Annotated in this window: 22 protein-coding genes and 2 rRNA genes (1 of these 24 running past the window's edge); all 24 read left to right on the forward strand. The window is 66.2% G+C overall.

Features of this window, described 5'->3' with window-relative positions; genetic code table 11:
- Positions 1-523 (forward strand): 23S ribosomal RNA (locus ACSX1C_RS04230) (it extends 2367 nt beyond the left edge of the window).
- A 140-nt stretch (positions 524-663) separates the two neighbouring features.
- Positions 664-779 (forward strand): 5S ribosomal RNA (gene rrf, locus ACSX1C_RS04235).
- Positions 780-1111: 332 nt separating this feature from the next.
- A complete protein-coding gene (locus tag ACSX1C_RS04240; RefSeq protein ID WP_439888379.1) occupies positions 1112-1906 on the forward strand; it encodes a substrate-binding periplasmic protein in 795 nt (264 codons plus the stop codon).
- Positions 1907-2292: 386 nt separating this feature from the next.
- A complete protein-coding gene (locus ACSX1C_RS04245; protein WP_439888380.1) occupies positions 2293-3138 on the forward strand; it encodes an IclR family transcriptional regulator in 846 nt (281 codons plus the stop codon).
- 219 nt (positions 3139-3357) lie between these two features.
- Complete coding sequence (locus ACSX1C_RS04250) at positions 3358-4308, forward strand: AraC family transcriptional regulator (protein ID WP_439888381.1); 951 nt, start codon at positions 3358-3360, stop codon at positions 4306-4308.
- A gap of 240 nt (positions 4309-4548) precedes the next feature.
- Positions 4549-5907: a benzoate 1,2-dioxygenase large subunit gene (gene benA, locus ACSX1C_RS04255; RefSeq protein WP_439888382.1), complete on the forward strand. Its 1359-nt coding sequence runs from the start codon at positions 4549-4551 to the stop codon at positions 5905-5907.
- Complete coding sequence (gene benB / locus ACSX1C_RS04260) at positions 5907-6395, forward strand: benzoate 1,2-dioxygenase small subunit (RefSeq protein WP_439888383.1); 489 nt, start codon at positions 5907-5909, stop codon at positions 6393-6395. The genes benA and benB overlap by 1 nt, the downstream gene beginning before the upstream one ends.
- 131 nt (positions 6396-6526) lie before the next feature.
- Complete coding sequence (benC, locus tag ACSX1C_RS04265; protein ID WP_439888384.1) at positions 6527-7537, forward strand: benzoate 1,2-dioxygenase electron transfer component BenC; 1011 nt, start codon at positions 6527-6529, stop codon at positions 7535-7537.
- Between the two features lie 180 nt (positions 7538-7717).
- Positions 7718-8494 carry a 1,6-dihydroxycyclohexa-2,4-diene-1-carboxylate dehydrogenase gene (locus ACSX1C_RS04270; RefSeq protein WP_439888385.1) on the forward strand — a complete coding sequence of 259 codons (777 nt, stop codon included), beginning with the start codon at positions 7718-7720 and terminating at the stop codon, positions 8492-8494.
- 73 nt (positions 8495-8567) lie between these two features.
- Positions 8568-9908: an MFS transporter gene (locus ACSX1C_RS04275; protein WP_439888386.1), complete on the forward strand. Its 1341-nt coding sequence runs from the start codon at positions 8568-8570 to the stop codon at positions 9906-9908.
- Positions 9909-9930: 22 nt separating this feature from the next.
- On the forward strand, positions 9931-11052 hold the full coding sequence (locus ACSX1C_RS04280) for a muconate cycloisomerase family protein (protein ID WP_439888387.1): 1122 nt from the start codon (positions 9931-9933) through the stop codon (positions 11050-11052).
- Positions 11053-11068: 16 nt separating this feature from the next.
- Positions 11069-11359, forward strand: coding sequence for a muconolactone Delta-isomerase (gene catC / locus ACSX1C_RS04285; RefSeq protein ID WP_439888388.1), 291 nt, complete (start codon positions 11069-11071; stop codon positions 11357-11359).
- A 36-nt stretch (positions 11360-11395) separates the two neighbouring features.
- Positions 11396-12334: a catechol 1,2-dioxygenase gene (gene catA, locus ACSX1C_RS04290; RefSeq protein ID WP_439888389.1), complete on the forward strand. Its 939-nt coding sequence runs from the start codon at positions 11396-11398 to the stop codon at positions 12332-12334.
- A gap of 166 nt (positions 12335-12500) precedes the next feature.
- Positions 12501-13718 (forward strand): benzoate/H(+) symporter BenE family transporter, encoded by a 1218-nt coding sequence (locus tag ACSX1C_RS04295; protein WP_439888390.1) that lies wholly within the window; start codon positions 12501-12503, stop codon positions 13716-13718.
- Positions 13719-13861: 143 nt separating this feature from the next.
- Positions 13862-15151, forward strand: coding sequence for an OprD family porin (locus tag ACSX1C_RS04300; protein WP_439888391.1), 1290 nt, complete (start codon positions 13862-13864; stop codon positions 15149-15151).
- Positions 15152-15238: 87 nt separating this feature from the next.
- Entirely contained in the window at positions 15239-16408 is a 1170-nt protein-coding gene (locus ACSX1C_RS04305; RefSeq protein WP_439888392.1) for an ABC transporter substrate-binding protein, read from the forward strand.
- Between the two features lie 75 nt (positions 16409-16483).
- Positions 16484-17344, forward strand: coding sequence for a branched-chain amino acid ABC transporter permease (locus ACSX1C_RS04310; protein WP_439888393.1), 861 nt, complete (start codon positions 16484-16486; stop codon positions 17342-17344).
- Between the two features lie 26 nt (positions 17345-17370).
- On the forward strand, positions 17371-18399 hold the full coding sequence (locus tag ACSX1C_RS04315) for a branched-chain amino acid ABC transporter permease (protein ID WP_439888394.1): 1029 nt from the start codon (positions 17371-17373) through the stop codon (positions 18397-18399).
- Entirely contained in the window at positions 18396-19154 is a 759-nt protein-coding gene (locus ACSX1C_RS04320) for an ABC transporter ATP-binding protein (protein ID WP_439888395.1), read from the forward strand. The genes ACSX1C_RS04315 and ACSX1C_RS04320 overlap by 4 nt, the downstream gene beginning before the upstream one ends.
- The gene (locus ACSX1C_RS04325; protein ID WP_439888396.1) at positions 19154-19870 is read left to right on the forward strand and encodes an ABC transporter ATP-binding protein; all 717 of its coding nucleotides are present in this window, start codon (positions 19154-19156) and stop codon (positions 19868-19870) included. The genes ACSX1C_RS04320 and ACSX1C_RS04325 overlap by 1 nt, the downstream gene beginning before the upstream one ends.
- 365 nt (positions 19871-20235) lie before the next feature.
- Complete coding sequence (locus ACSX1C_RS04330; protein ID WP_439889366.1) at positions 20236-20844, forward strand: methyl-accepting chemotaxis protein; 609 nt, start codon at positions 20236-20238, stop codon at positions 20842-20844.
- A gap of 69 nt (positions 20845-20913) precedes the next feature.
- Entirely contained in the window at positions 20914-21771 is an 858-nt protein-coding gene (locus ACSX1C_RS04335) for a CoA transferase subunit A (protein WP_439888397.1), read from the forward strand.
- Positions 21771-22553, forward strand: a complete 783-nt coding sequence (locus tag ACSX1C_RS04340) for a CoA-transferase subunit beta (protein WP_439888398.1) — start codon at positions 21771-21773, stop codon at positions 22551-22553. Before ACSX1C_RS04335 ends, ACSX1C_RS04340 begins: the two co-directional genes overlap by 1 nt.
- Entirely contained in the window at positions 22550-23755 is a 1206-nt protein-coding gene (gene pcaF, locus ACSX1C_RS04345; protein ID WP_439888399.1) for a 3-oxoadipyl-CoA thiolase, read from the forward strand. Before ACSX1C_RS04340 ends, pcaF begins: the two co-directional genes overlap by 4 nt.
- Positions 23756-23843: the final 88 nt, after the last annotated feature.

The following is a 23843-nucleotide window of genomic DNA, read 5'->3' on the forward strand; positions in this document are numbered from 1 at the left end:
GGTCTTAGTGATCCGGTGGTTCTGTATGGAAGGGCCATCGCTCAACGGATAAAAGGTACTCCGGGGATAACAGGCTGATACCGCCCAAGAGTTCATATCGACGGCGGTGTTTGGCACCTCGATGTCGGCTCATCACATCCTGGGGCTGAAGCCGGTCCCAAGGGTATGGCTGTTCGCCATTTAAAGTGGTACGCGAGCTGGGTTTAGAACGTCGTGAGACAGTTCGGTCCCTATCTGCCGTGGACGTTTGAGATTTGAGAGGGGCTGCTCCTAGTACGAGAGGACCGGAGTGGACGAACCTCTGGTGTTCCGGTTGTCACGCCAGTGGCATTGCCGGGTAGCTATGTTCGGAAGAGATAACCGCTGAAAGCATCTAAGCGGGAAACTTGCCTCAAGATGAGATCTCACTGGAGCCTTGAGCTCCCTGAAGGGCCGTCGAAGACTACGACGTTGATAGGTGGGGTGTGTAAGCGCTGTGAGGCGTTGAGCTAACCCATACTAATTGCCCGTGAGGCTTGACCATATAACACCCAAACAATTTGCTGTTTGTGTGCTCGATGGTTGAAGTCGACAACAAACCGAAAATTTGCCAGAACACGCAAAACCAGACATCACATACCCAATATGGAGAGGCGACTCAACACCGACTCTCCAACCGAATTGCTTGACGACCATAGAGCGTTGGAACCACCTGATCCCATCCCGAACTCAGTAGTGAAACGATGCATCGCCGATGGTAGTGTGGGGCTTCCCCATGTGAGAGTAGGTCATCGTCAAGCACCTATCCCAAACCCCCGACCCGCATATGCAGGTCGGGGGTTTGCTTTTGCGCGGCGGAAATTCAGAGCCTGCCCCGAGTGGCCATATTGTCGGCATGCCCTCGCCAGTTCGCCACGGGGCTCGTCTAGAATAAGCATTCTTCACCGAGAGCTCGTTTATGTACGATTCGGGCGACGGATGTCGACGAGAATCGCCTGATCCTCGGCTACACCCTGGCGCTCTGGTAAGGCTCGAAGCTCTGCTGCGGGCTGACTCAGGCGTTCCTAGGCTTTGGGAGTCCTGTTAGCGGGTGTACCGCGGCTGTTCAACGCTAAGGACTAAGCTACAGCCAATGCCATCTGCCGAGGGCATCGCCTTGCGCTCGTTGCTCCTTTGCTGCTTGTCGGTTCTGCTACTGGGGTTGTGGCTGCCGTTGTCCTTGTCGGCCGAAGCGTTGCGTCTGTTTTCCCAGGAATACCCGCCGGTGAACTTCAGTAGCGATGGAGAGCCGGTCGGCATGGCCGTGGACGTGGTGCGCGAACTGGCTCGGCGCAGCAGCCAGCCGATCACCCTGGAGGTGGTACCTTGGGCGCGTGCCTATCGGGAAGCGCGAACTCAGCCCAATGCGGGACTCTTTGTCGCGATGCGCACGGCAGAGCGCGAGCCCTTGTTCCAGTGGGTGGGGCCGATCACCGTGAACATCACCGGCTTCTACGGGTTGACCCGTTCGGCGCCGCGCATCGACAGCCTCGACGATGCGCGGCACCACGGCGAGATCGCGGTCCCGCGCGAGTGGTATAGCCATCAGCTGCTGCTCGCCGAGGGGTTCACCAATCTGCACCCGGTTCCCGGACCGGACATGGTCGTACAGATGCTCAAGCACGGGCGGGTGAGGCTGATGGTGATGGATAACCTTGGACTGTCGGCGTACCTGGCTCGCGGTGGGCTACGCGAAGACGAGGTGAAACTGCTGTTCAGCTTCCTGCGCAGCTACAGCTACATTGCCTTCTCATCCGAGACCGACCCTTCACTGGTCGCCCGTTGGCAGGAGGAGCTGGATGGCATGAAGCGCGACGGCAGCTTTGCGGCGATCCATCACAAATGGCTGCCGGATCAGGAGATGCCCGGCCTGCGGGCACAACCCTGAGCCGCCTGCGGCCGCGTCAGGTCATGGTTGATCTGGGTGTAGGGGCTAACGGTGCGAGTATCGGCGCCGACTGGCCGGTTACATGTCCCGCCAGGGCGCCACGCTTTCTCGGATAATGCCGATAAGTAGTGGCGCGTCCCCGCTCCTGAGCAACATTCGACCAGGGCGGGGGGCGCTCCTACCTGTGCCGGGGCGTGGACCGGCTGGAGGAAATGATTCCGCTTCGTGGGCAGAACCATGCCCAGTCCGTGGCAGGTACCTGACCGTAGCGGTCGCAGACTGGGCGCAGGCAAGGTTATCAGGTGGAACTGCGAGGTCAATTGCGATTATCGAACTATGGTTCGATAATCGCTCCGAGATCAATTGTGTCCGCTATCGGAGACTGTATGAGCGAACCACGACCGCCCCAGCCGCCCTTGGCGCCGCCGCCCTATGTGTCGCCGGCCCAGCGCATCGCCGAGTTCGCCGGCGATCCGAACTTCATGGCCTCCCTGGCCCGGGGCCTGGCGGTGATCAATGCCTTTCAGGAACGCAAGCGCCACCTGACCATCGCCCAGATCAGCCACCGCACGGATATTCCCCGCGCCGCCGTGCGCCGCTGCCTGTACACCCTGATGCAACTGGGTTACGCCACCACCGATGGGCGCACCTATTCGCTGCTGCCCAAGGTGCTGACCCTGGGCCACGCCTACCTGTCGTCCACGCCTCTGGCAGTGTCGGCGCAGTCCTATCTGGACCGCATCAGCGAGCAGCTGCACGAGGCCTGCAACCTGGCCACCCTGGAGGGCGAGCAGGTGCTGTATATCGCTCGCTCGGCGATTCCCCAGCGCTTGATCTCGGTGGACCTCAGCGTCGGCAGTCGCCTGCCGGCCTACTGCACCTCCATGGGCCGCATCCTACTGGCCGCCCTGGACGACGACAGCCTGCACGACTACCTCAACCATGCCGAGCTGCAGCCCAAGACCAGCCGTACCCTGCACACTCCGGAGGACCTCTGGGCCTGCCTGCAGCAGGTCCGCCAGCAGGGTTGGTGCATAGTCGACCAGGAGCTCGAGCAGGGGCTGCGTTCGTTGGCCGTGCCGGTACAGGACTCGGCAGGCCATGTGCTGGCGGCGATGAATGTCAGCACCCATGCCGGGCGGGTGTCGGTGAGCGAGCTGGAAAAGCGCTACCTGCCGATCATGCTCGAGGCCAGTCGCGAGCTGAGCAGCCAGCTGTTTCCGCCGCTCTGAGCGGGGTCTGGGACAGGCGTTAATCGCACGCTTTTCGCGCCGCTCGATTGACGGGGCGCGGGGCCGCTTCTTATGGTGGCGGTCTGCCGATAGCCTGGACGAGCCGTTCGTCCGTTGGCCGAGTCGCCGCCCGGTTGCCGGGTAGACTCGGAGAGACATGAGTCGCTGCAACGTCCGGAATGCCGGGCGCCACCATAAGAACAAAATGGTACTGCGTGCATGCTGCTTCTGAGTGATAAAAGCATGGTGTTCGATCATGCCGACCCCTATGCCGTGTCGGGTTACGTCAACCAGCACGTGGGCCACCATTGCATCAAGCTGCCTAGCAAGGGTGGCCTGTCAGCCAGTCTTAACCACCGCAAGTTCGCCGACCTGGACCTGTGTAGGATCAGCTATGGCGGCAGTGCGCGGGTTACCTCCGAGGCCCTGGAGACCATCTACCACCTGCAGATCTTGCTCAAGGGCCACTGCCTGTGGCGCCAGCGCCACGACGAGCACTTTCTGGCTCCCGGCGAATTGCTGCTGATCAACCCCGACGACCCGGTCGACCTGACGTATTCCGAGGATTGCGAAAAGTTCATCGTCAAGCTGCCAGTCAGTCTGCTGCGGGCTGTGTGCGAGGAGCAGCGCTGGCGAATCCCGGAGCAGGGTATCCACTTCGCCCGCAACCTCTACAGCCTGCAGGAGCTGGAGAGTCTGACCCGTCTGCTCGGTCTGGTGTGTCTGGAGGCCGAGGCGGACGACAACGCCCTGCAGACCCGGGAGCACTACAGCCGTATCATCGCCGGCAAGCTGCTGACCCAACTCGGCAGCAACCTCTGTCGCGAGCAGCCGCTGCCCCAGGCCGCACCCTTCGAACACCTGATCGAGTACATCGAGGCCAACCTCAAGCAGGACATCAGCGCCGAGCACTTGGCGGCCTGTGCGCAGATCAGCCTGCGCTCGCTCTATGCGTTGTTCGAGCGCCACTCCGGCAGCACCCCCAAGCAGTACGTGCGCGAGCGCAAGCTGGCGCGCATCCACAGTTGTCTGAGCGACCCGAGCTGCCACGTGCGCAGCGTCACCGAGATCGCCCTGGACTACGGCTTCACCCACCTCGGGCGCTTCTCCGAGTGCTACAGAAACAGCTTCGGCGAACTGCCTTCGGACACCCTGCGCCGCCGCGGCTGATGCTCGGCCTGGCGCGTGCTCGCGCCATGCCTGTGATCGCCTCCCGAGCCACCTGATACGACCTTGAGCGGCCAGTCGCGTGCGCCGGCGGCGGCTCGCGTGTGGCTGCTCGACTGCGGTTCTAGCCATTTCCTGCAGTCTGCAGAAAATGGATAACGGTCGTGCACAAAGCGGATATTGTCCGACAAGCCGGGCTCGTAGCCTTAACCCCGTTGAAACAATAACAACGGAGCCACGGCCATGACCCTGGGATTCGATTACCTCGATAGCCTGCTTGAAGAAGACAAGGACAAGGGCCTCTACCGCTGCAAGCGGGAGATGTTCACCGATCCCCGGTTGTTCGACCTGGAGATGAAGCACATCTTCGAAGGCAACTGGCTGTATCTGGCCCACGAGAGCCAGATCCCCAACGTCAACGACTACCTCACCACCACCATGGGGCGCCAGTCGATCTTCATCGCGCGCAACAAGGACGGTGAGCTGAACGCCTTCCTCAACGCCTGCAGCCACCGTGGCGCCATGCTCTGCCGGCACAAGACCGGCAACAAGAGTTCCTATACCTGCCCGTTCCACGGCTGGACCTTCAACAACTCCGGCAAGCTGCTCAAGGTCAAGGACCCGAAGGAGGCCGGCTATCCGTCGAGCTTCAATTGCGACGGCTCCCACGACCTGACCAGGGTCGCGCGCTTCGAGTCCTATCGCGGCTTCCTGTTCGGCAGCCTCAACCCCGACGTGCCGCCGCTGGTCGAGCATCTCGGCGAGTCGGCGAAGATCATCGACATGATCGTCGATCAATCGCCGGACGGCCTGGAAGTGCTGCGCGGCTCCTCCAGCTACATCTACGAGGGCAACTGGAAGCTGACCGCCGAGAACGGCGCCGACGGCTACCACGTCAGCTCGGTGCACTGGAACTACGCGGCCACCCAGCAGCAGCGCAAGCAGCGCGAGGCCGGCGAAGAGATCAAGACCATGAGCGCCGGCAGCTGGGCCAAGAACGGCGGCGGCTTCTACTCCTTCGACAAGGGCCACCTGCTGCTCTGGACCCGTTGGGCCAACCCCGAGGATCGCCCGCTGTACGAGCGCCGCGACGAGCTGGCCGGCGAGTTCGGCCAGGCCCGGGCCAACTGGATGATCGAGAACTCGCGCAACCTGTGCCTGTACCCGAACGTCTACCTGATGGACCAGTTCAGCTCGCAGATCCGCATCGCTCGGCCGATCTCCGTGGACAAGACCGAGATCACCATCTACTGCATCGCCCCCAAGGGCGAGAGCGCCGATGCCCGCAGTCGCCGCATCCGCCAGTACGAGGACTTCTTCAACGTCAGCGGCATGGCCACCCCGGACGACCTGGAGGAGTTCCGCTCCTGCCAGCTGGGCTACCAGGGCAGCCGCGGCTGGAACGACATGTCGCGCGGCGCCGAACACTGGATCGAGGGCGCCGATCAGGCCGCCGAGGAGATCCAGCTCAAGCCGCTGCTTTCCGGGGTGCGCACCGAGGACGAGGGCCTGTTCGTGCTGCAGCACCAGTACTGGCAGCGGACCATGATCGAGGCGCTGGGCAAGGAACAAGAGCAACTGATCCATGTGGAGGGTGCGTGATGAGCATTTCCTACGACGTCGTGCGCGACTTCCTCTACCGCGAAGCGCGCTACCTGGACGACAAGGAGTGGGACAGCTGGCTGGAGCTGTATGCGGCCGACGCCAGCTTCTGGATGCCGTCCTGGGATGACAACGACGAGCTGACCGAGGACCCGCAGAGCGAAATCTCGCTGATCTGGTACGGCAACCGCGGCGGTCTGGAGGACCGGGTCTTCCGCATCAAGACCGAGCGCTCCAGCGCCACCATCCCGGACACCCGCACCTCGCACAACATCAGCAACATCGAGATCCTCGAGCAGGCGGACGGGCTGTGCAAGCTGCGCTTCAACTGGCACACCCTGAGCTTCCGCTACAAGACCGTGGACAGCTACTTCGGCACGAGCTTCTACACCCTCGACGTACGCGGCGACAGCCCGCTGATCAAGGCCAAGAAAGTGGTGCTGAAGAACGACTACGTGCGTCAGGTCATCGACGTCTACCACATCTGATTACCCGTTCGGAGCCGGCGCAGGCGCGAATCTGAGGCAGGGAAGCCGGTTGCCTTCCCATCAGGATCAGGGACGCGCTCGCGCCAAAAACGCCCGAAACCGTGTGTAACCACTGCCAAGCGAGGTGTGCCATGAGCCACAAGATCGCACTGAATTTCGAAGACGGGGTCACCCGCTTCATCGATGCCGACGCCAGCGAAACCGTCGCCGACGCCGCCTACCGCCAGGGCATCAATATTCCCCTGGACTGCCGCGACGGTGCCTGTGGCACCTGCAAGTGCTTCGCCGAGGCCGGCCGCTACGAGCTGGGCGAGGACTACGTCGAGGACGCCCTGAGCGAGGAAGAGGCCGAGCAGGGCTACGTGCTGACCTGCCAGATGCGTGCGCAGAGCGACTGCGTCGTTCGCGTTCCGGCGTCGTCGGAGCTGTGCAAGACCCAGCAGGCCAGCTTCTCGGCGGCGATCAGCGCGGTGCGCCAGCTCTCCGACAGCACCATCGCGCTGTCGATCAAGGGCGAGTCGCTGGCCAAGCTGAGCTTCCTGCCGGGCCAGTACGTCAACCTGCAGGTGCCGGGCAGCGAGCAGACCCGCGCCTACTCCTTCAGCACCCTGCAGAAGGATGGCGAGGTCAGCTTCCTGATCCGCAACGTACCGGGTGGTCTGATGAGCAGCTTCCTCACCGGCCTGGCCAAGGCGGGCGACAGCATGACCCTGGCCGGCCCCCTGGGCAGTTTCTACCTGCGCGAGATCAAGCGACCGCTGCTGTTGCTGGCCGGCGGCACGGGCCTGGCGCCCTTCACCGCGATGCTCGAGAAGATCGCCGAGCAGGGCAGCGCCCATCCGCTGCACCTGATCTACGGGGTGACCAACGACTTCGACCTGGTGGAAATGGACAGGCTCGAGGCCTTCGCCGCGCGCATCCCCAACTTCAGCTTCAGCGCCTGTGTGGCCAATCCGGACAGCAGCTACCCCCAGAAGGGCTATGTGACCCAGCACATCGAGCCCAAGCACCTCAACGACGGTGAGGTGGACGTGTACCTGTGCGGTCCGCCGCCGATGGTCGAGGCGGTCAGTCACTACATCCGCGAGCAGGGCATTCAGCCCGCGAACTTCTACTACGAGAAGTTCGCCGCCAGCGCCTGAGAGCTCCTTTGGTCCGCCTACTCCGGTAAGCGGGCCTGTTTTATTCGAGAGGGCGGCCGGCCCGGAGCGCATCCGGGCGAAGCCGCCAGCGCAGTCCCGGATTTCATCCGGGCTACGGGACTTGAAGCGTCGGGGGGGCAGTCCATTGCCCCGGGGGCTTCGTTGAGTGAGGTCGGGACTATGAGCAAGCGTTTTCAAGACAAGGTGGCGGTGATCACCGGCGCCGCCCAGGGCATAGGTCGGCGGGTGGCCGAACGCATGGCCGAGGAGGGCGCGCGCCTGGTGCTGGTCGACCGCTCCGCGCTGGTGGATGAACTGGCCCAGGAGCTCGAAGGCGTCAGCCAGGTGCTGTGCCTGACCGCCGACCTCGAGCAGTTCGCCGATTGCCAGCGGGTCATGAAAGCCGCGCTCGAGCATTTCGGCCGCCTGGACATCCTGGTCAACAACGTCGGCGGCACCATCTGGGCCAAGCCGTTCGAGCACTACCGGGCCGAGGAGATCGAGGCCGAGGTGCGCCGCTCGCTGTTCCCCACCCTGTGGTGCTGCCACGCCGCCCTGCCGCACATGCTCGAGCAGGGTAGCGGCGCCATCGTCAACGTTTCCTCCATCGCCACCCGTGGAGTCAATCGCGTGCCCTACGGCGCGGCGAAGGGCGGCGTCAATGCGCTGACCGCCTGCCTGGCGTTCGAAACCGCCGAGCGTGGCATCCGTGTCAACGCCACCGCGCCGGGCGGCACCGAGGCGCCGCCGCGTCGTATTCCGCGCAACGCCGCCGAACCGAGCGAGCAGGAGAAGCGCTGGTACCAGCAGATCGTCGACCAGACCGTGCAGAGCAGCCTGATGAAGCGCTACGGCACCATCGACGAGCAGGTCGGCGCGATCCTCTTCCTGGCTTCCGACGAAGCCGCCTACATCACCGGTGTGACCCTGCCGGTGGGTGGTGGCGATCTGGGCTGAGCCCGCTCGCCACCGCCGAGGGATAGACCCGCCAGGACGCACTCGTAGTACAACAACAAAAGAGTCCCGAGCCATGAGCAAGATCGACGTCCACGACATCATCGACAACGCAGGATTCAACCCTTTTCACTGGCGGGTCATGGCGCTGTGCGCGCTGCTGCTGATCTTCGACGGATATGACCTGTTCATCTACGGCGTGGTGCTGCCGGCGCTCATGCAGGAGTGGGGCCTGACCCCGCTGGAAGCCGGCGCCCTGGGCAGCTATGCGCTGTTCGGCATGATGTTCGGCGCCCTGGCCTTCGGCACCCTGGCCGACAAGATCGGCCGCAAGATGGGCATCGCCATCTGCTTCGCGCTGTTCTCCACTGCGACCATCATCAACGGCTTCGCCGGCAACCCGACCGAGTTCGGCATCTGCCGCTTTCTCGCCGGCCTCGGCTGCGGCGGCCTGATGCCCAATGCCGTGGCGCTGATGAACGAGTACGCCCCCAAGCGCCTGCGCAGCACCCTGGTGGCGGTGATGTTCAGCGGCTACTCGCTGGGCGGCATGCTTGCGGCGGGTGTGGGGATCTACATGCTGCCGCGTTTCGGCTGGGAATCGATGTTCTTCGCCGCCGCCATTCCGTTACTGCTGCTGCCGCTGATCTTCTGGCTGCTGCCTGAGTCGGTCGGCTTCCTCGTTCGTCAGGGGCGCAGCGCCCAGGCCCGCGCCATCCTCAAGCGAGTCGCGCCGGACAAGTCGCTGGCCGACGGCGCCGAGCTGGTGATGAGTGACAGCAAGGGCAAGGGCGTGGCCGTGTTCGAGCTGTTCCGCGAGGGCCGCGCACTGCGCACCCTGTGCCTGTGGCTGGCGTTCTTCTGCTGCCTGCTGATGGTCTACGCGCTGAGTTCCTGGTTGCCGAAACTGATGGCCAGCGCTGGCTACAGCCTGGGCTCGAGCCTGTCGTTCCTGCTGGCGCTGAACTTCGGCGGCATGGCCGGCGCCATCCTCGGCGGCTGGCTGGGCGACCGCTTCAACCTGGGCAAGGTGATGGTGGCCTTCTTCGTCGCCGCCGCCGTCTCCATCAGCCTGCTCGGCTTCAAGAGCGCGCCCGCGCTGCTCTATCTGCTGATCTTCGTCGCCGGCGCCACCACCATCGGCACGCAGATCCTGCTGTACGCCGGCGCCGCGCAGTTCTATGGCCTGTCGATCCGCTCCACGGGCCTGGGCTGGGCTTCGGGCATCGGCCGCAACGGCGCCATCGTCGGTCCGCTGCTGGGCGGTGCACTGATGGCCATCAACCTGCCGCTGCAGCTCAACTTCATGGCCTTCGCCGTGCCCGGCGCTGTGGCGGCCGTCGCCATGACCCTGTTCGTCCTCAGCAGCCAGCGCAGTCAACGTACCGCGCCGGGTGCTGCGGTGGCGGCTTCCTGATTACTACCCTGCGGAACCTGAAATGAACCCTGTCCTGATCGAAAGCATCGAGGCGATCATCGTCGATCTGCCGACCATCCGCCCGCACAAGCTGGCGATGCACACCATGCAGCAGCAGACCCTGGTGGTGATCCGCCTGCGCTGCGCCGACGGTATCGAAGGCCTGGGCGAGTCCACCACCATCGGTGGCCTGGCCTACGGCAACGAGAGCCCGGAGAGCATCAAGCAGAACATCGACAGCCACCTCGGCCCGCTGCTGCTCGGCCAGGACGCGGCCAACATCAACGCCGCCATGCAGCGGTTGGACAAGGCGGCCAAGGGCAACACCTTCGCCAAGTCCGGCATCGAAAGCGCGCTGCTCGACGCCCAGGGCAAGCGCCTCGGCCTGCCGGTCAGCGAGCTGCTCGGCGGCCGCGTGCGCGACAGCCTGGAAGTGGCCTGGACCCTGGCGTCGGGCGACACCGCCAAGGACATCGCCGAGGCCGAGCAGATGCTCGAGGCGCGCCGCCACCGCATCTTCAAGCTGAAGATCGGCGCCGGCGAGGTCAACCGCGACCTCAAGCATGTGATCGCCATCAAGCAGGCCCTGGGCGACTCGGCCAGCGTGCGGGTCGACGTCAACCAGGCCTGGGACGAATCGGTGGCCCTGCGCGCCTGCCGCATCCTCGGCGACAACGGCATCGACCTGATCGAGCAGCCCATCGCACGGATCAACCGTGGCGGGCAGATCCGCCTGAACCAGCGCAGCCCGGCGCCGATCATGGCCGACGAGTCGATCGAGAGCGTCGAGGACGCCTTCAGCCTGGCGGCCGACGGCGCGGCGAGCATCTTCGCCCTGAAGATCGCCAAGAACGGCGGCCCGCGTGCCGTGCTGCGTACCGCGCAGATCGCCGAAAGCGCCGGCATCGCCCTGTACGGCGGGACCATGCTCGAGGGCGCCATCGGCACCCTGGCCTCGGCCCATGCCTTCCTCACCCTGCGTCAGCTGACCTGGCACACCGAGCTGTTCGGCCCGCTGCTGCTGACCGAGGAGATCGTCACCGAGGCGCCGCAGTACCGCGACTTCCACCTGCAGGTGCCGGCGACCCCGGGCCTGGGTCTGACCCTGGACGAAGAGCGCCTGGCGTTCTTCCGCCGTCCCTAACGAGGAGATCGATCCCATGCTGTTCCACGTGAAGATGACCGTAAGACTGCCGGCGGACATGGACCCGGCCCGCGCCACCCAGCTCAAGGCCGATGAGAAGGAACTGGCCCAGCGGCTGCAGCGCGAGGGCACCTGGCGCCACCTGTGGCGCATCGCCGGGCACTACGCCAACTACAGCGTGTTCGACCTGGAGAGCGTCGAGGCGCTGCACGACACCCTGATGCAGCTGCCGCTGTTTCCCTACATGGATATCGAGATCGACGGCCTGTGCCGCCATCCCTCGTCGATCCATTCCGACGACCGCTAAGCCCGGCGCCATAACAACAACGCGAGGTTAACCGTCATGACTATCAAGATTTCCCACACTGCCGAGATCCAGAAGTTCTTCGAAGAGGCCGCCGGCCTCACTAACGACCAGGGCAGCCCGCGGGTCAAGCAGATCATGCTGCGCATCATCAACGACGCGGCGAAGATCATCGAAGACCTGCAGGTAAGCGACGACGAGTTTTGGACCGCCGTCGACTACCTCAACCGCCTGGGCGCACGCAGCGAGTTCGGCCTGCTGGTGCCGGGCCTGGGCCTGGAGCACTTCCTCGACCTGCTGCAGGATGCCAAGGACGCCGAAGCCGGCCTCACCGGCGGTACCCCGCGGACCATCGAGGGCCCGCTGTACGTGGCCGGCGCGCCGATCTGCGAGGGCGAGGCACGGATGGACGACGGCAGCGAACTGGCCGAGGCCACGGTGATGTTCCTCGAGGGCGTGGTGCGCGACATCGACGGCCAGCCCGTGGCCGGCGCGGTGGTCGACCTGTGGCACGCCAACACCAAGGGCAATTACTCCTTCTTCGACAAGAGCCAGAGCGAGTACAACCTGCGCCGGCGCATCGTCACCGACGCCGAAGGCCGCTATCGCGCGCGCAGCATCGTGCCGAGCGGCTACGGCTGCGCCCCGGACGGCCCGACCCAGGAATGCCTGGACCTGCTCGGCCGCCACGGCCAGCGTCCGGCGCATATCCACTTCTTCGTCTCGGCGCCGGGCCACCGCCACCTGACCACCCAGATCAACCTGGATGGCGATAAGTACCTGTGGGACGACTTCGCCTACGCCACCCGCGAGGGCCTGGTCGGCAAGCTGCGCTTCGTCGAGGACGCCGCCGCGGCCGAGGCCCGTGGCGTGCAGGGTCGCTTCGCCGAACTGGTGTTCGACTTCGAGGTGCAGAAGGCGCCGGCGCCGGCCGCCGAGCTGCGCAGCCAGCGTCCGCGGGCCCTGCAGGACGCCTGAAGGGCAGGGTGGATGACGCGGTTTTCATCTACCCACGCCTATCGCCAAGGTCCGCCGGTGGATGGCTAGCGCGTCATCCACCCGAGGGCTCCCCGCTTCACCCACAACAACAGCGATCCGGGCTTCTGGCCACGGATGGCGAGCTGCACCCTGACGACGAGGTCTTATGAAAACCTTGTTCCACGATTTCTCGCTGTCTGCCCTGGTGGCAGGCTGCATCGCCACGCTGATTTCCTACGCCGGGCCCCTGGTGATCATCTTCCAGGCGGCCGACAGCGCCGGCCTGTCCCATGCCGTGTTGTCGTCCTGGGTCTGGGCCATCTCCATCGGCAGCGCCGTGCTCGGCATCGGCCTGAGCCTGCGCTACCGGGTGCCGCTGGTCATCGCCTGGTCGGCGCCGGGCTCGGCGCTGCTGGTCACACTGCTGCCGCAGATCAGCCTGAACGAGGCGATCGGCGCCTACCTGGTGGCCAACCTGATCATCCTCCTGGTCGGCCTGTCCGGCGCCTTCGACCGCATCATCGGCCGCCTGCCGGCGGCGATCTCCGCGGCCATGCTGGCCGGCATCCTGTTCAGCTTCGGCACCGGCCTGTTCGTCTCGCTGAAGAGCCAGCCCGTGCTGGTGCTGGCGATGTTCGCTACCTACCTGATCTGCAAGCGCCTGCTGCCACGCTACGCGGTGATGGCGGTGCTGCTGGTCGGCGGTCTGGTCGCCTTCGCCAATGGCGAACTGCATGGCGAAGCGCTGGTGATCGGCCTGGCCGTGCCGGTGTGGATCACCCCGGAGTTCAGCCTGGCGGCGACCCTGAATATCGCCTTGCCGCTGGTGATGGTGGCGCTGACCGGGCAGTTCGTGCCCGGCATGGCGGTGCTGCGCAACGCCGGCTACCAGACCCCGGCCAGCCCGATCATCAGCGCCAGCGCCTTGGGCAGTCTGCTGCTGGCGCCATTCGGCTGCCACGGCCTGAACCTGGCGGCCATCACCGCGGCCATCTGCACCGGCCGCGAGGCCCATGAAGACCCGCGCAAACGCTACGTGGCCGGCGTCGTCGGCGGCCTGTGCTACCTGCTGCTGGGCCTGTTCGGCGCGACCCTGGTGTCGCTGTTCAGCGCCTTGCCCAAGGAGCTGATCGCCGCGCTGGCCGGATTGGCGCTGTTCGGCGCCATCGCCGGTGCCCTGGCCGGCGCCATGTCGGTGCCGGAGGACCGCGAAGCGGCGCTGATCACCTTCCTGGTGACGGCCTCGGGCATGTCCCTGCTCGGTCTGTCGGCCGCCTTCTGGGGCCTGATCTTCGGTATCGCCGCCCATCTGCTGCTCGGCGCGCGACGTATCGACCAGGCGCCCCGGGCCGAGGCGCTGGGTGAACGGGAGGTGGCGCGCTAGGCCGGCCGTTCCAGCGGTTATTGCCGCCTTGCCTGGGGGATACCGGGGCAGGGCGGGGTAAGACCACCCGCTTGCGTTGCCGCGCCGCATGGCCGGCAAGGGTGGAAGTCAACACCACGACAACAACTACAAAGAGTGAAACGATGATGCAATCGATCCGTGCACCCCGCGTATTGCGGGCCCCCTTGTCCCTGGCCGTCGCCCTGGCCTTGCCCGCTAGTCTGATGGCGGCCGAAGACGGCTTCGTCGCCGGCAGCAGCGCCACCCTCACGGCGCGCAACTACTACTTCAGTCGCGACTACTCCGATATCGTCGGGCCTAACCAGCAGTCCAAGGCCGAGGAGTGGGCCCAGGGCTTCATCCTCAACTTCAAGTCCGGCTATACCCAGGGCACCGTCGGTTTTGGCGTCGATGCCGTGGGCCTGCTCGGCCTCAAGCTCGACAGCAGCCCGGACCGGGTCAATACCGGCCTGCTGCCGGTGACTGACGAGGGCAGGGCGGCCGACGAGTACAGCCGCCTGGGCGCGGCGCTGAAGGTCAAGGTATCGAAGACCGAGCTGAAGGTCGGCGAGCAGCAGTTGATGCTGCCGGTGCTCTACTTCGGCGATATCCGCCTGCTGCCGCCGACCTACCAGGGCGCCAGCCTGGTCTCCAACGAGATCGCCGGGCTGACCCTGCAGGCCGGCCAGCTGCGTTCCACCAGCCTGCGCAACGAAGCGGGTGACGGCGAGCTCGGCGCCATGGTGGGTTTCGTCCCGCGGCGCCAGGCCGGTCAGTTGATCACCAGCGACCGTTTCAACTACGGCGGCGCCGATTACGCCTTCAACCAAGGCCGCACCGCGGTCGGCGCCTGGTACTCGCAGCTGCAGGACCTCTACAACCAGCGCTACTTCAGCCTCAAGCACAGCGAGCCGGTGGGCGACTGGGTATTGGGTGCCAACCTCGGCTACTTCGACTCGGCCGAGGACGGCGAACAGTTGCTGGGCCAGCTGGACAACCAGGCGGCGTATTCGCTGCTGTCGGCCAAGTACGGCGCCCACACCTTCTACCTGGGCTACCAGGCGATGTTCGGCGACGACGGCCTGCCGCGCGTGTTCGCCAACGTCAGCCCGCTGGGCAACGAGGTACCGACCTACGCCTTCGATTCGGCCGACGAGCGCTCCTGGCAAGTCCGCTACGACTACGACTTCGCCGCCCTGGGCGCGCCGGGCCTGGTGGCCGGGGTGCGCTACATCCAAGGCGACAACGTCGACACCGGCCGCGGCTTCGAGGGCAGGGAGTGGGAGCGCGACCTGGACATCGGCTACGTGGTGCAGAGCGGTTCGCTCAAGGGCCTGAACGTCAAGGTGCGCAACGTCACCGCGCGCTCCAACTACCGCACCGACGTCGACGAGAACCGGCTGATTTTCAATTACACCTGGAACCTGCTCTAAGCCCCTGGCCGCTCTGGCCCGGGGGGCAGAGCGGCGCGGCGGAGATAGGCGACACCTCCCATAAACTCGCGTCAATGGATAACCACGATGAACAACTATAAGAAAATCGGTATCACCCTCAGCTCCGCCGCCCTCACGCTGGCCCTGTTCGGCAATGCGCAGGCCGCCGACCCGGTCAAGGTCGGCTTGTTGCTGCCCTATACCGGCACCTACGCGGCCCTCGGCGAGGCCATCACCAACGGCATGAAGATGGCCATCGAAGAGCAGGGCGGGTCGCTCGGCGGGCGTACCGTGGAATATGTCAGCGTCGACAGCGAGGCCGACCCGGGCAAGGCCGTGCCGAACATGCAGAAACTGGTCGATGGCGCCAAGGTCGACGTGGTGGTGGGCCCGGTGCATTCGGGGGTCGGCATGGGCGCGGTCAAGGTGGCCCGCGACAGCGGCGTGCCGCTGATCATCCCCAACGCCGGCTTCAACGCCGCCACCGGTCCGCTGTGTGCGCCGAACATCTTCCGCACCTCCTTCAGCTCCTGGCAGACCGCCTACCCGATGGGCCACGTAGCCGCCGACAAGGGCTACAAGAACATCGTCACAGTGGCCTGGCGCTACGGCTTCGGCACCGAGTCGGTGGACGGCTTCAAGGAGGGCTTCGAGAAGGCCGGCGGCCGTGTCAGCAAGGAGATCTACGTGCCCTTCCCGGATGTGGAATTCCAGTCGCAGCTGACCGAGATCGCCGCGCTGAAGCCGGATGCGGTATTCGTCTTCTTCGCCGGCGGCGGCGCCGCCAAGTTCGTCCAGGACTACGCCGCCGCCGGGCTGCAGGGCAAGATCCCGCTGCTGGGCTCGGGCTTCCTCACCGAGGGCACCCTGGCGGCCCAGGGCCAGGCGGCCGAAGGCCTGCTGACCACGCTGCACTATGCCGACAGCCTGGACACCGAGCGCAACCGCGGCTTCCGCGACCAGTACCGCCAGCGGTTCGGCAAGGAGGCGGACGTCTACGCGGTGCAGGGCTACGACAGCGGCTTGCTGCTGGTCCAGTCGCTGCAGAAGGTCGCCGGTAACACCACCGATCGTGCGGCCTGGATCGGCGCGATGGGCCAGGCGCGCATCGACAGCCCGCGCGGCGCGTGGACCTTCTCCAAGGCCCACAACCCGGTGCAGAACGTCTACCTGCGCGAGGTGAAGGGCGGCGTCAACCAGGTGGCCGGTATCGCGGCCGCAGACCTGGCCGATCCGGCACCGGGCTGCAAGCTCTAGCCAGCCCTGCGGCACCCGGCCCCGCGCACCCTGGGTGCGCGGGGCCGGCCCACTCGTCTACGCCAGGTATTCCCGATGGATTTTCCTACAGTTCTGATCCAGACCATGAACGGTCTGCAGTACGGCCTGCTGCTGTTTCTCATCGCCAGCGGCCTGACCCTGATCTTCGGCATCATGCACATCATCAATCTGGCCCACGGCGCCCTCTACATGGTCGGCGCCTACCTGGCCTTCTGGTTGACCGCGCTGACCGGCAACCTGTTTCTCGCCATCCTCCTCGGCCTGCCACTGGCGGCCCTGCTCGGGGTGCTGATCGAACGCTTCCTGATCCAGGCGCTGTATAGCCGCGACCACCTCGACCAGGTGCTGATGACCTTCGGCCTGATCCTGGTGATCGACGCGTTGCGCAGCATCGTCTGGGGCAACGATGTCCACAGCGTGGCCATTCCGGCGCTGCTGGAAGGCTCGGTACGGCTCACCGAGACCCTCGAGTACCCGGTATACCGGCTGTTCGTCTCCGTAGTCTGCGGGCTGATCGCCCTGGCCATGTACCTGGTCCTGCAGCGCACCCGCCTGGGCATCGTCATCCGTGGCGGCGCCAGCAATCGCGAGATGGTCCAGGGCCTGGGCATCAATATCCGCGTCGTCTACACCCTGGTATTCGCCGCCGGCACGGCGCTTACCGCGTTCGCCGGGATGATCGCCGCACCGCTGTCCTCGGTGTACCCGGGCATGGGCAACCAGATCCTCATCATCGCCTTCGTGGTGGTGGTGATCGGCGGTCTGGGTTCGATTCGTGGCGCCTTCTTCGCCGCGCTGCTGGTCGGCCTGACCGCCACCTGGGGCGCGGTGCTGGCACCGCAATACGCGGGCATGGCGATCTACCTGCTGATGGCCGTCGTGCTGCTGTTCAAACCTCGCGGGCTGTTCGCCTGACACCTGCCCCTCGGAGGAAACGCCCCATGCGTCCCTTACCCCCAAGCATCCGTTACCTGCTGCTGGTGCTGGTCTTGCTGCTGGCCGGCTTTCCGCTGTTCGGCGAGAGCCTCAGCGGCGAGCAGCATGGCTTCCACCTGCAGCAACTGACCCACATCATGATCCTCGCCCTGGTGGCCCTGAGCCTCGACCTGCTGGTCGGCGTGACCGGCATGGTCAGCCTGGCCCAGGCGGCTTTCTTCGGCATCGCCGGCTACAGCCTGGTGCTGTTCGCCCCGGAGTACGAGGCGGTCAGTTTCTGGCTGGCGCTGCCCCTGTGCCTGGGCGTCAGCGCCGCCGCCGCGCTGCTGATGGGCCTGCTGATCATCCGCACCTCGGGCATCTTCTTCATCATGGCGACCATCGCCTTCTCGCAGATGCTCTATTACCTGTTCCACGATGCCGCCTTCGCCGGCGGCTCGGATGGCATCTACCTGTTCCTCAAGCCCGAAGTGGCGATCGCCGGCGTACAGCTATTGGATCTGGAGAATCCGCGCAGCCTGTTCTACCTAGTGCTGGGTTCGCTGGTGCTGGTCTACCTGCTGCTGCGCACCTTCCTGCGCGCGCCGTTCGGCCGGGTGCTGCTGGGCATCAAGAGCAACGAGGAGCGGGTTCGCTCCATGGGCTACAACCCGCTGTTCTACAAGCTGGTGGCCTTCGTTATCGCCGGCACCATCGCCGGCTACGCCGGCATGCTCTCGGCCACCCAGTACGGCTTCGTCAGCCCCAGCCAGGTCAGCTGGCAGCTCTCGGCCCACGCCCTGGTGATGGTCATCCTCGGCGGCATGGGTAGCCTGTTCGGCCCCATTCTCGGCGCCTTCGCCTTCGAGGGCCTGCATCAGATGTTCGCCGGCCTGACCCCGCACTGGGAGCTGCCCATGGGCCTGGTGATCATCGCCATGGTGCTGTTGCTGCCGCACGGTATCGCCGGTCTGCTGCTGCAGCTCGGCACCCGGCGCCAGGCCGCGGTCGCCCCACCCACCGACGAGACGCTCAAGAAGGAGGCCGGCGTATGACTGTCCCTGTTCTGCAAACCCGCGGACTGAGCAAGGCGTTCGGCGGCCTGCACGCGGTCAACGACATCTCCCTGAGCGTGGCGCCTTGCGAGGTGCACGCGATCATCGGGCCCAACGGCGCCGGCAAGAGCACCATGGTCAACCTGCTGTCCGGCCATCTGCAGCCCAGCGCCGGGCAGATCCTCTTTCACGGTCGCGACATCACGGGCCTGGCGCCCAACCGGGTATCGCACCTGGGCATCGGCCGCAGCTTCCAGCGCACCAATATCTTCCCCGGCTTCACCTGCCTGGAGAACTGCTGGCTGGCGGCGCAGTCGCGGTTGAAGAACTCCTTCCGCTTCTTCCGCCGCTGCGAGGCCTATGCCGAGGTGCGCGAGCGCGCCGAGCGGGCGCTGGAACTGTGCGGCCTGGCCCGGCACCGCGACACCCTGGCCGATGCCCTGAGCTACGGCGAGCAACGCCAGCTGGAGATCGGCATGGTGCTGGCCACCGAACCGAGCTTCCTGCTGCTCGACGAGCCCATGGCCGGCATGGGCAAGGACGAGTCGGCGCGGGTGGTCGAGCTGCTGGCCAGCCTGTCCAAGCAGTACGCCATGGTCCTGGTCGAGCACGACATGGACGCGGTGTTCAGCATCGCCAGCACCCTGACCGTGATGGTCAACGGCGAGATGCTGGCCAGCGGGCCGCTGGAGCAGGTGCGCAACGATCCGGCGGTACAGCAGGCCTATCTGGGCGACGGCGAGGAGCAGTTCTGATGAGCACACAAGCCCTGGTGCAGGCCACCGGCCTGCACACCTACTACGGCAACAGCCATGTCCTGCATGGCGTCGACCTGCATATCCAGCCAGGCGAGACCCTGGCGCTGATGGGGCGCAACGGCATGGGCAAGAGCACCACCATCCGCTCGCTGCTCGGCCTGACCCCGGCACGTCGCGGCGAGGTGCTGATCCGCGGCGAACACTGCAGCGGCCGCCCCACCCACCAGATCATCCGCCGCGGCATCGGCTACGTGCCGGAGGGCAGGGGCATGTTCCCCAACCTGAGCGTGCGCGAGAGCCTGATCATGGCCGCCCGCCCGGGCCTGGACGGGCGCCGCGACTGGGACCTGGAGCGGGTGCTGGAGACCTTCCCGCGTCTGGCCGAGCGCATCAAGCACCTGACCGGCAACCTCTCCGGCGGTGAGCAGCAGATGGTGGCGATCGGTCGCGCGCTGATGACCAACCCCGAGCTGATGATCCTCGACGAGGCCACCGAGGGCCTGGCGCCGCTGATCCGCAAGGAGATCTGGCAGGTCATCCGCCTGATCAAGGCCAGCGGCATCGCCACCCTGGTGGTGGACAAGAACGTCAACGTGCTGCTCGACCTCACCGACCGCAGCATGATCATGGTCAAGGGGCGGGTGGTCTACGACGGCGCCAGCGCCGAGCTGAAGCGCCAGCCGCAGATTCTGCAGGAGCATATCGGCCTATGAGTTCAGTGAATCCATCGATGAGCCGGGTCGACCGCGAGCCCCGCCAGGGGCGGCTCAAGTCCCTGGCGGCGTTGCTGCAGCTGACGGCGGCGCTGGCCGCCGCCGGCCTGTTGCTGGACAGCAACCTGCATGGTCCGCTGGCCGCCTGGGTGCTGGTCAGCCTCGTCTTGGCCGGGCTGCTGTACCACAGGCTGCCGCCGGCCCTGGTCGAAGTGCAGGTGCCGGCGCCACCCGCGCCGGCAGCCGAGCCGCAGGCGCCGCTATTGCCGCCGGCGCCGCTCGCTGCACCGGCGGCCGATCCCGCTCTGTCGTTGCGCCCACCCTTGGCCCAGTTGCTCGACGGCATCCTGCGCACCGAACAGGACATGCAGTACGCCACTGAGCTGGCACGGGCGGGCGGGGAGAAGGTGCAGTTCAGCGCCGCCAGCATCCAGGCGTGCGAGGCGGCGATCCGCGACCTGGCCGGCTACATGGAAAGCATCGACCAGGTGTTCGATGGCCTGTCGCAGCAGTCGCTGCGCATCGGCGCCCTGGTCGGCAGCATCCAGGACATCGCCAAGCAGACCAACCTGCTGGCGCTCAACGCGGCCATCGAGGCGGCGCGGGCCGGCGAACATGGCCGCGGCTTCGCCGTGGTGGCCGACGAGGTGCGCCACCTGGCCCAGCGCGCCAACGAGTCCAGCGAGCAGATCCGCCAGATCGCCGGCGGCCTGCAGCAGTCGGCGCAGGAGGCGCGGGCCGGCGTCGAGCATATCGGCCAGTCCACCCGCACCGGCCTGGAGAAAGCCGCCGCGGCCCTGGGTGCCATGGGCGAGATGCGTGCGGGCGCGACGGCGCGGCTGGAGATAGTCGAGCGCATCGTCCAGCGCCTGCATGAGCAGCGCGCCCTGGCCCAGGGCATGGTCGAAGGGCTGGATCAGACACTGTTCGTTAATCGCACGGATAAGCGATTATCGGATTGTTTGGCCGGCTGACTCGGCTTACCGTTGACTCAGCCGCCACCGCCGCGCGGTGGCACCGTCAACCGAGCGAGAGTAACTCCGATGGCCGAACTCATTTCCCTTGGCGAAGCGGTCAAGCGCTTCGTCAACGACGGCGACACCGTCGCCCTCGAAGGCTTCACCCACCTGATCCCCACCGCCGCCAGCCACGAGCTGATCCGCCAGAACAAGCGCGAGCTGACCCTGGTGCGCATGACCCCTGACCTGGTCTACGACCTGCTGATCGGTGCCGGCTGCGCCAGGAAGCTGGTGTTCTCCTGGGGCGGCAACCCCGGCGTCGGTTCCCTGCACCGTCTGCGCGACGCGGTGGAGAAGGGCTGGCCGCAGCCCCTGGAGATCGAGGAGCACAGCCACGCCGACCTGGCCAACGCCTATGTCGCCGGAGCCTCGGGTCTGCCGTTCGCCGTGCTGCGCGCCTATGCCGGCTCCGACCTGCCCAAGGTCAACCCGCTGATCAAGACGGTCACCTGTCCGTTCACCGGTGAGGTGCTGGCGGCGGTGCCCTCGGTGCGCCCGGACGTCACCGTGATCCACGCGCAGAAGGCCGACCGCAAGGGCAACGTGCTGCTCTGGGGCATCCTCGGCGTGCAGAAGGAAGCGGCCCTGGCGGCCCAGCGCTGCATCGTCACGGTGGAGGAGGTCGTCGACGACCTGAACGCGCCGATGAACGCCTGCGTGCTGCCGAGCTGGGCGCTCAGCGCGGTCTGCCATGTACCGGGCGGCGCCCATCCGTCCTACGCCCTGGGTTACTCCGAGCGCGACAACCGCTTCTACCAGGCCTGGGACCCGATCGCCCGCGATCGCGAGAGCTTCACCGCCTGGATCGACCAGTACATCCGCGGCACCGCCGACTTCTCAGAGTTCCAGGCCAAACTGGCCGCGCAGCAGGAGGCCAAGTAATGAGCGCCTACAGCACCAATGAAATGATGACCGTGGCCGCGGCCCGCCGCCTGAACAACGGCGCGGTATGCTTCGTCGGCATCGGCCTGCCCTCGAAGGCCGCCAACCTGGCGCGCCTGACCTCCTCGCCGGACGTGGTGCTGATCTACGAATCCGGCCCGATCGGCGCCAAGCCCAGCGTGCTGCCGCTGTCGATCGGCGACGGCGAACTGGCCGAGACCGCCGACACCGTGGTGCCGACCGGCGAGATCTTCCGCTACTGGCTGCAGGGCGGGCGCATCGACGTGGGCTTCCTCGGCGCCGCCCAGGTCGACAAGTACGGCAATATCAACACCACCGTCATTGGTGATTACAACTCGCCGAAAGTACGCCTGCCGGGCGCCGGCGGCGCGCCGGAGATCGCCGGATCGGCCAAGCAGGTGCTGATCATCCTCAAGCAGTCGCACCGCACCTTCGTCGACAAGCTGGCCTTCATCACCTCGGTCGGCCATGGCGAGGGCGGCGACCACCGCAAGCAGCTGGGCCTGCCCGGCGCCGGCCCGGTGGGCATCATCACCGACCTGTGCATCATGGAGCCGGAAGCCGGCACCCACGAATTCATCGTCACCTCGCTGCACCCGGGAGTCAGCCGCGAGCAGGTGGTGGCCGCCACCGGTTGGGCCATCCGTTTCGCCGACAGCGTCGCCGAGACCGCGGCGCCGACGGCGCTGGAGCTCGAAGCCCTGCGCGCCCTGGAGGCCCGCACCGCGGCCGCCCACGGCCAGGCCGGAGGTGAGGAATGAGCCGCGACGTCTATATCTGCGATGCCGTGCGCACCCCCATCGGCCGCTTCGGCGGTGGCCTGGCGCCGGTACGTGCGGACGATCTGGCGGCGGTGCCGCTCAAGGCGCTGATCGAGCGCAACCCGCGGCTCGACCCGAGCCAAATCGATGAGGTATTCCTCGGCTGCGCCAATCAGGCCGGCGAGGACAACCGCAACGTCGCGCGCATGGCTTCGCTGCTGGCCGGTCTGCCGGACACGGTGCCGGGGGTGACCCTCAACCGCCTGTGCGCCTCGGGCATGGATGCGATCGGCACGGCGTTCCGCGCCATCGCCAGCGGCGAGATGGAGCTGGCCATCGCCGGCGGCGTCGAGTCCATGTCCCGCGCGCCCTATGTCATGGGCAAGGCCGACAGCGCCTACGGCCGCACCCAGAAGATCGAGGACACCACCATCGGCTGGCGCTTTATCAACCCGCTGATGCAGGCCCAGTACGGCGTGGATGCCATGCCGCAGACCGCCGACAACGTCGCCGACGACTACCGGATCAGTCGCGCCGACCAGGACGCCTTCGCCCTGCGCAGCCAGCAGCGCGCCGCCGCCGCCCAGGCCGCCGGCTTCTTCGCCGAGGAGATAGTCCCGGTGCTGATCAAGGGCCGTAAGGGCGATACCCTCATCGAGCAGGACGAGCACCTGCGCCCCGACACCAGCCTGGAGGTGCTGACCAGGCTCAAGCCGGTCAATGGCCCGGACAAGACGGTCACCGCCGGCAACGCCTCGGGGGTCAACGACGGCGCTGCGGCGCTGATCCTGGCCAGTGCCGAGGCGGTGCAGAAACACGGCCTGACTCCGCGGGCGCGGGTGCTGGGCATGGCCAGTGCCGGGGTGGCGCCACGCATCATGGGCTACGGCCCGGTGCCGGCGGTGCGCAAGCTGTGCGAGCGGCTGGGCGTAGCCGTCGGCGATTTCGACGTGATCGAGCTCAACGAAGCCTTCGCCAGCCAGGGCCTGGCGGTGCTGCGCGACCTCGGCCTGGCCGACGACGCGGCCCAGGTCAACCCGAATGGCGGCGCCATCGCCCTCGGCCATCCCTTGGGCATGAGCGGCGCACGCCTGGTGCTGACCGCCTTGCACCAGCTGGAGAAATCCGCTGGCAAGAAAGGCCTGGCGACCATGTGCGTCGGCGTCGGCCAGGGCCTGGCCCTGGCTATCGAGCGCGTCTGATTCAGCGATACTGAGCACTGCGCCGCCCCGCTGCACAGCCGACAGCAGTCGCGCCTCCGGGGCAGCGTCTTGAAATGAATGATCTAGT

This window comes from Pseudomonas sp. MBLB4123, assembly GCF_051904775.1.
Lineage (GTDB): Bacteria > Pseudomonadota > Gammaproteobacteria > Pseudomonadales > Pseudomonadaceae > Aquipseudomonas > Aquipseudomonas benzenivorans_B.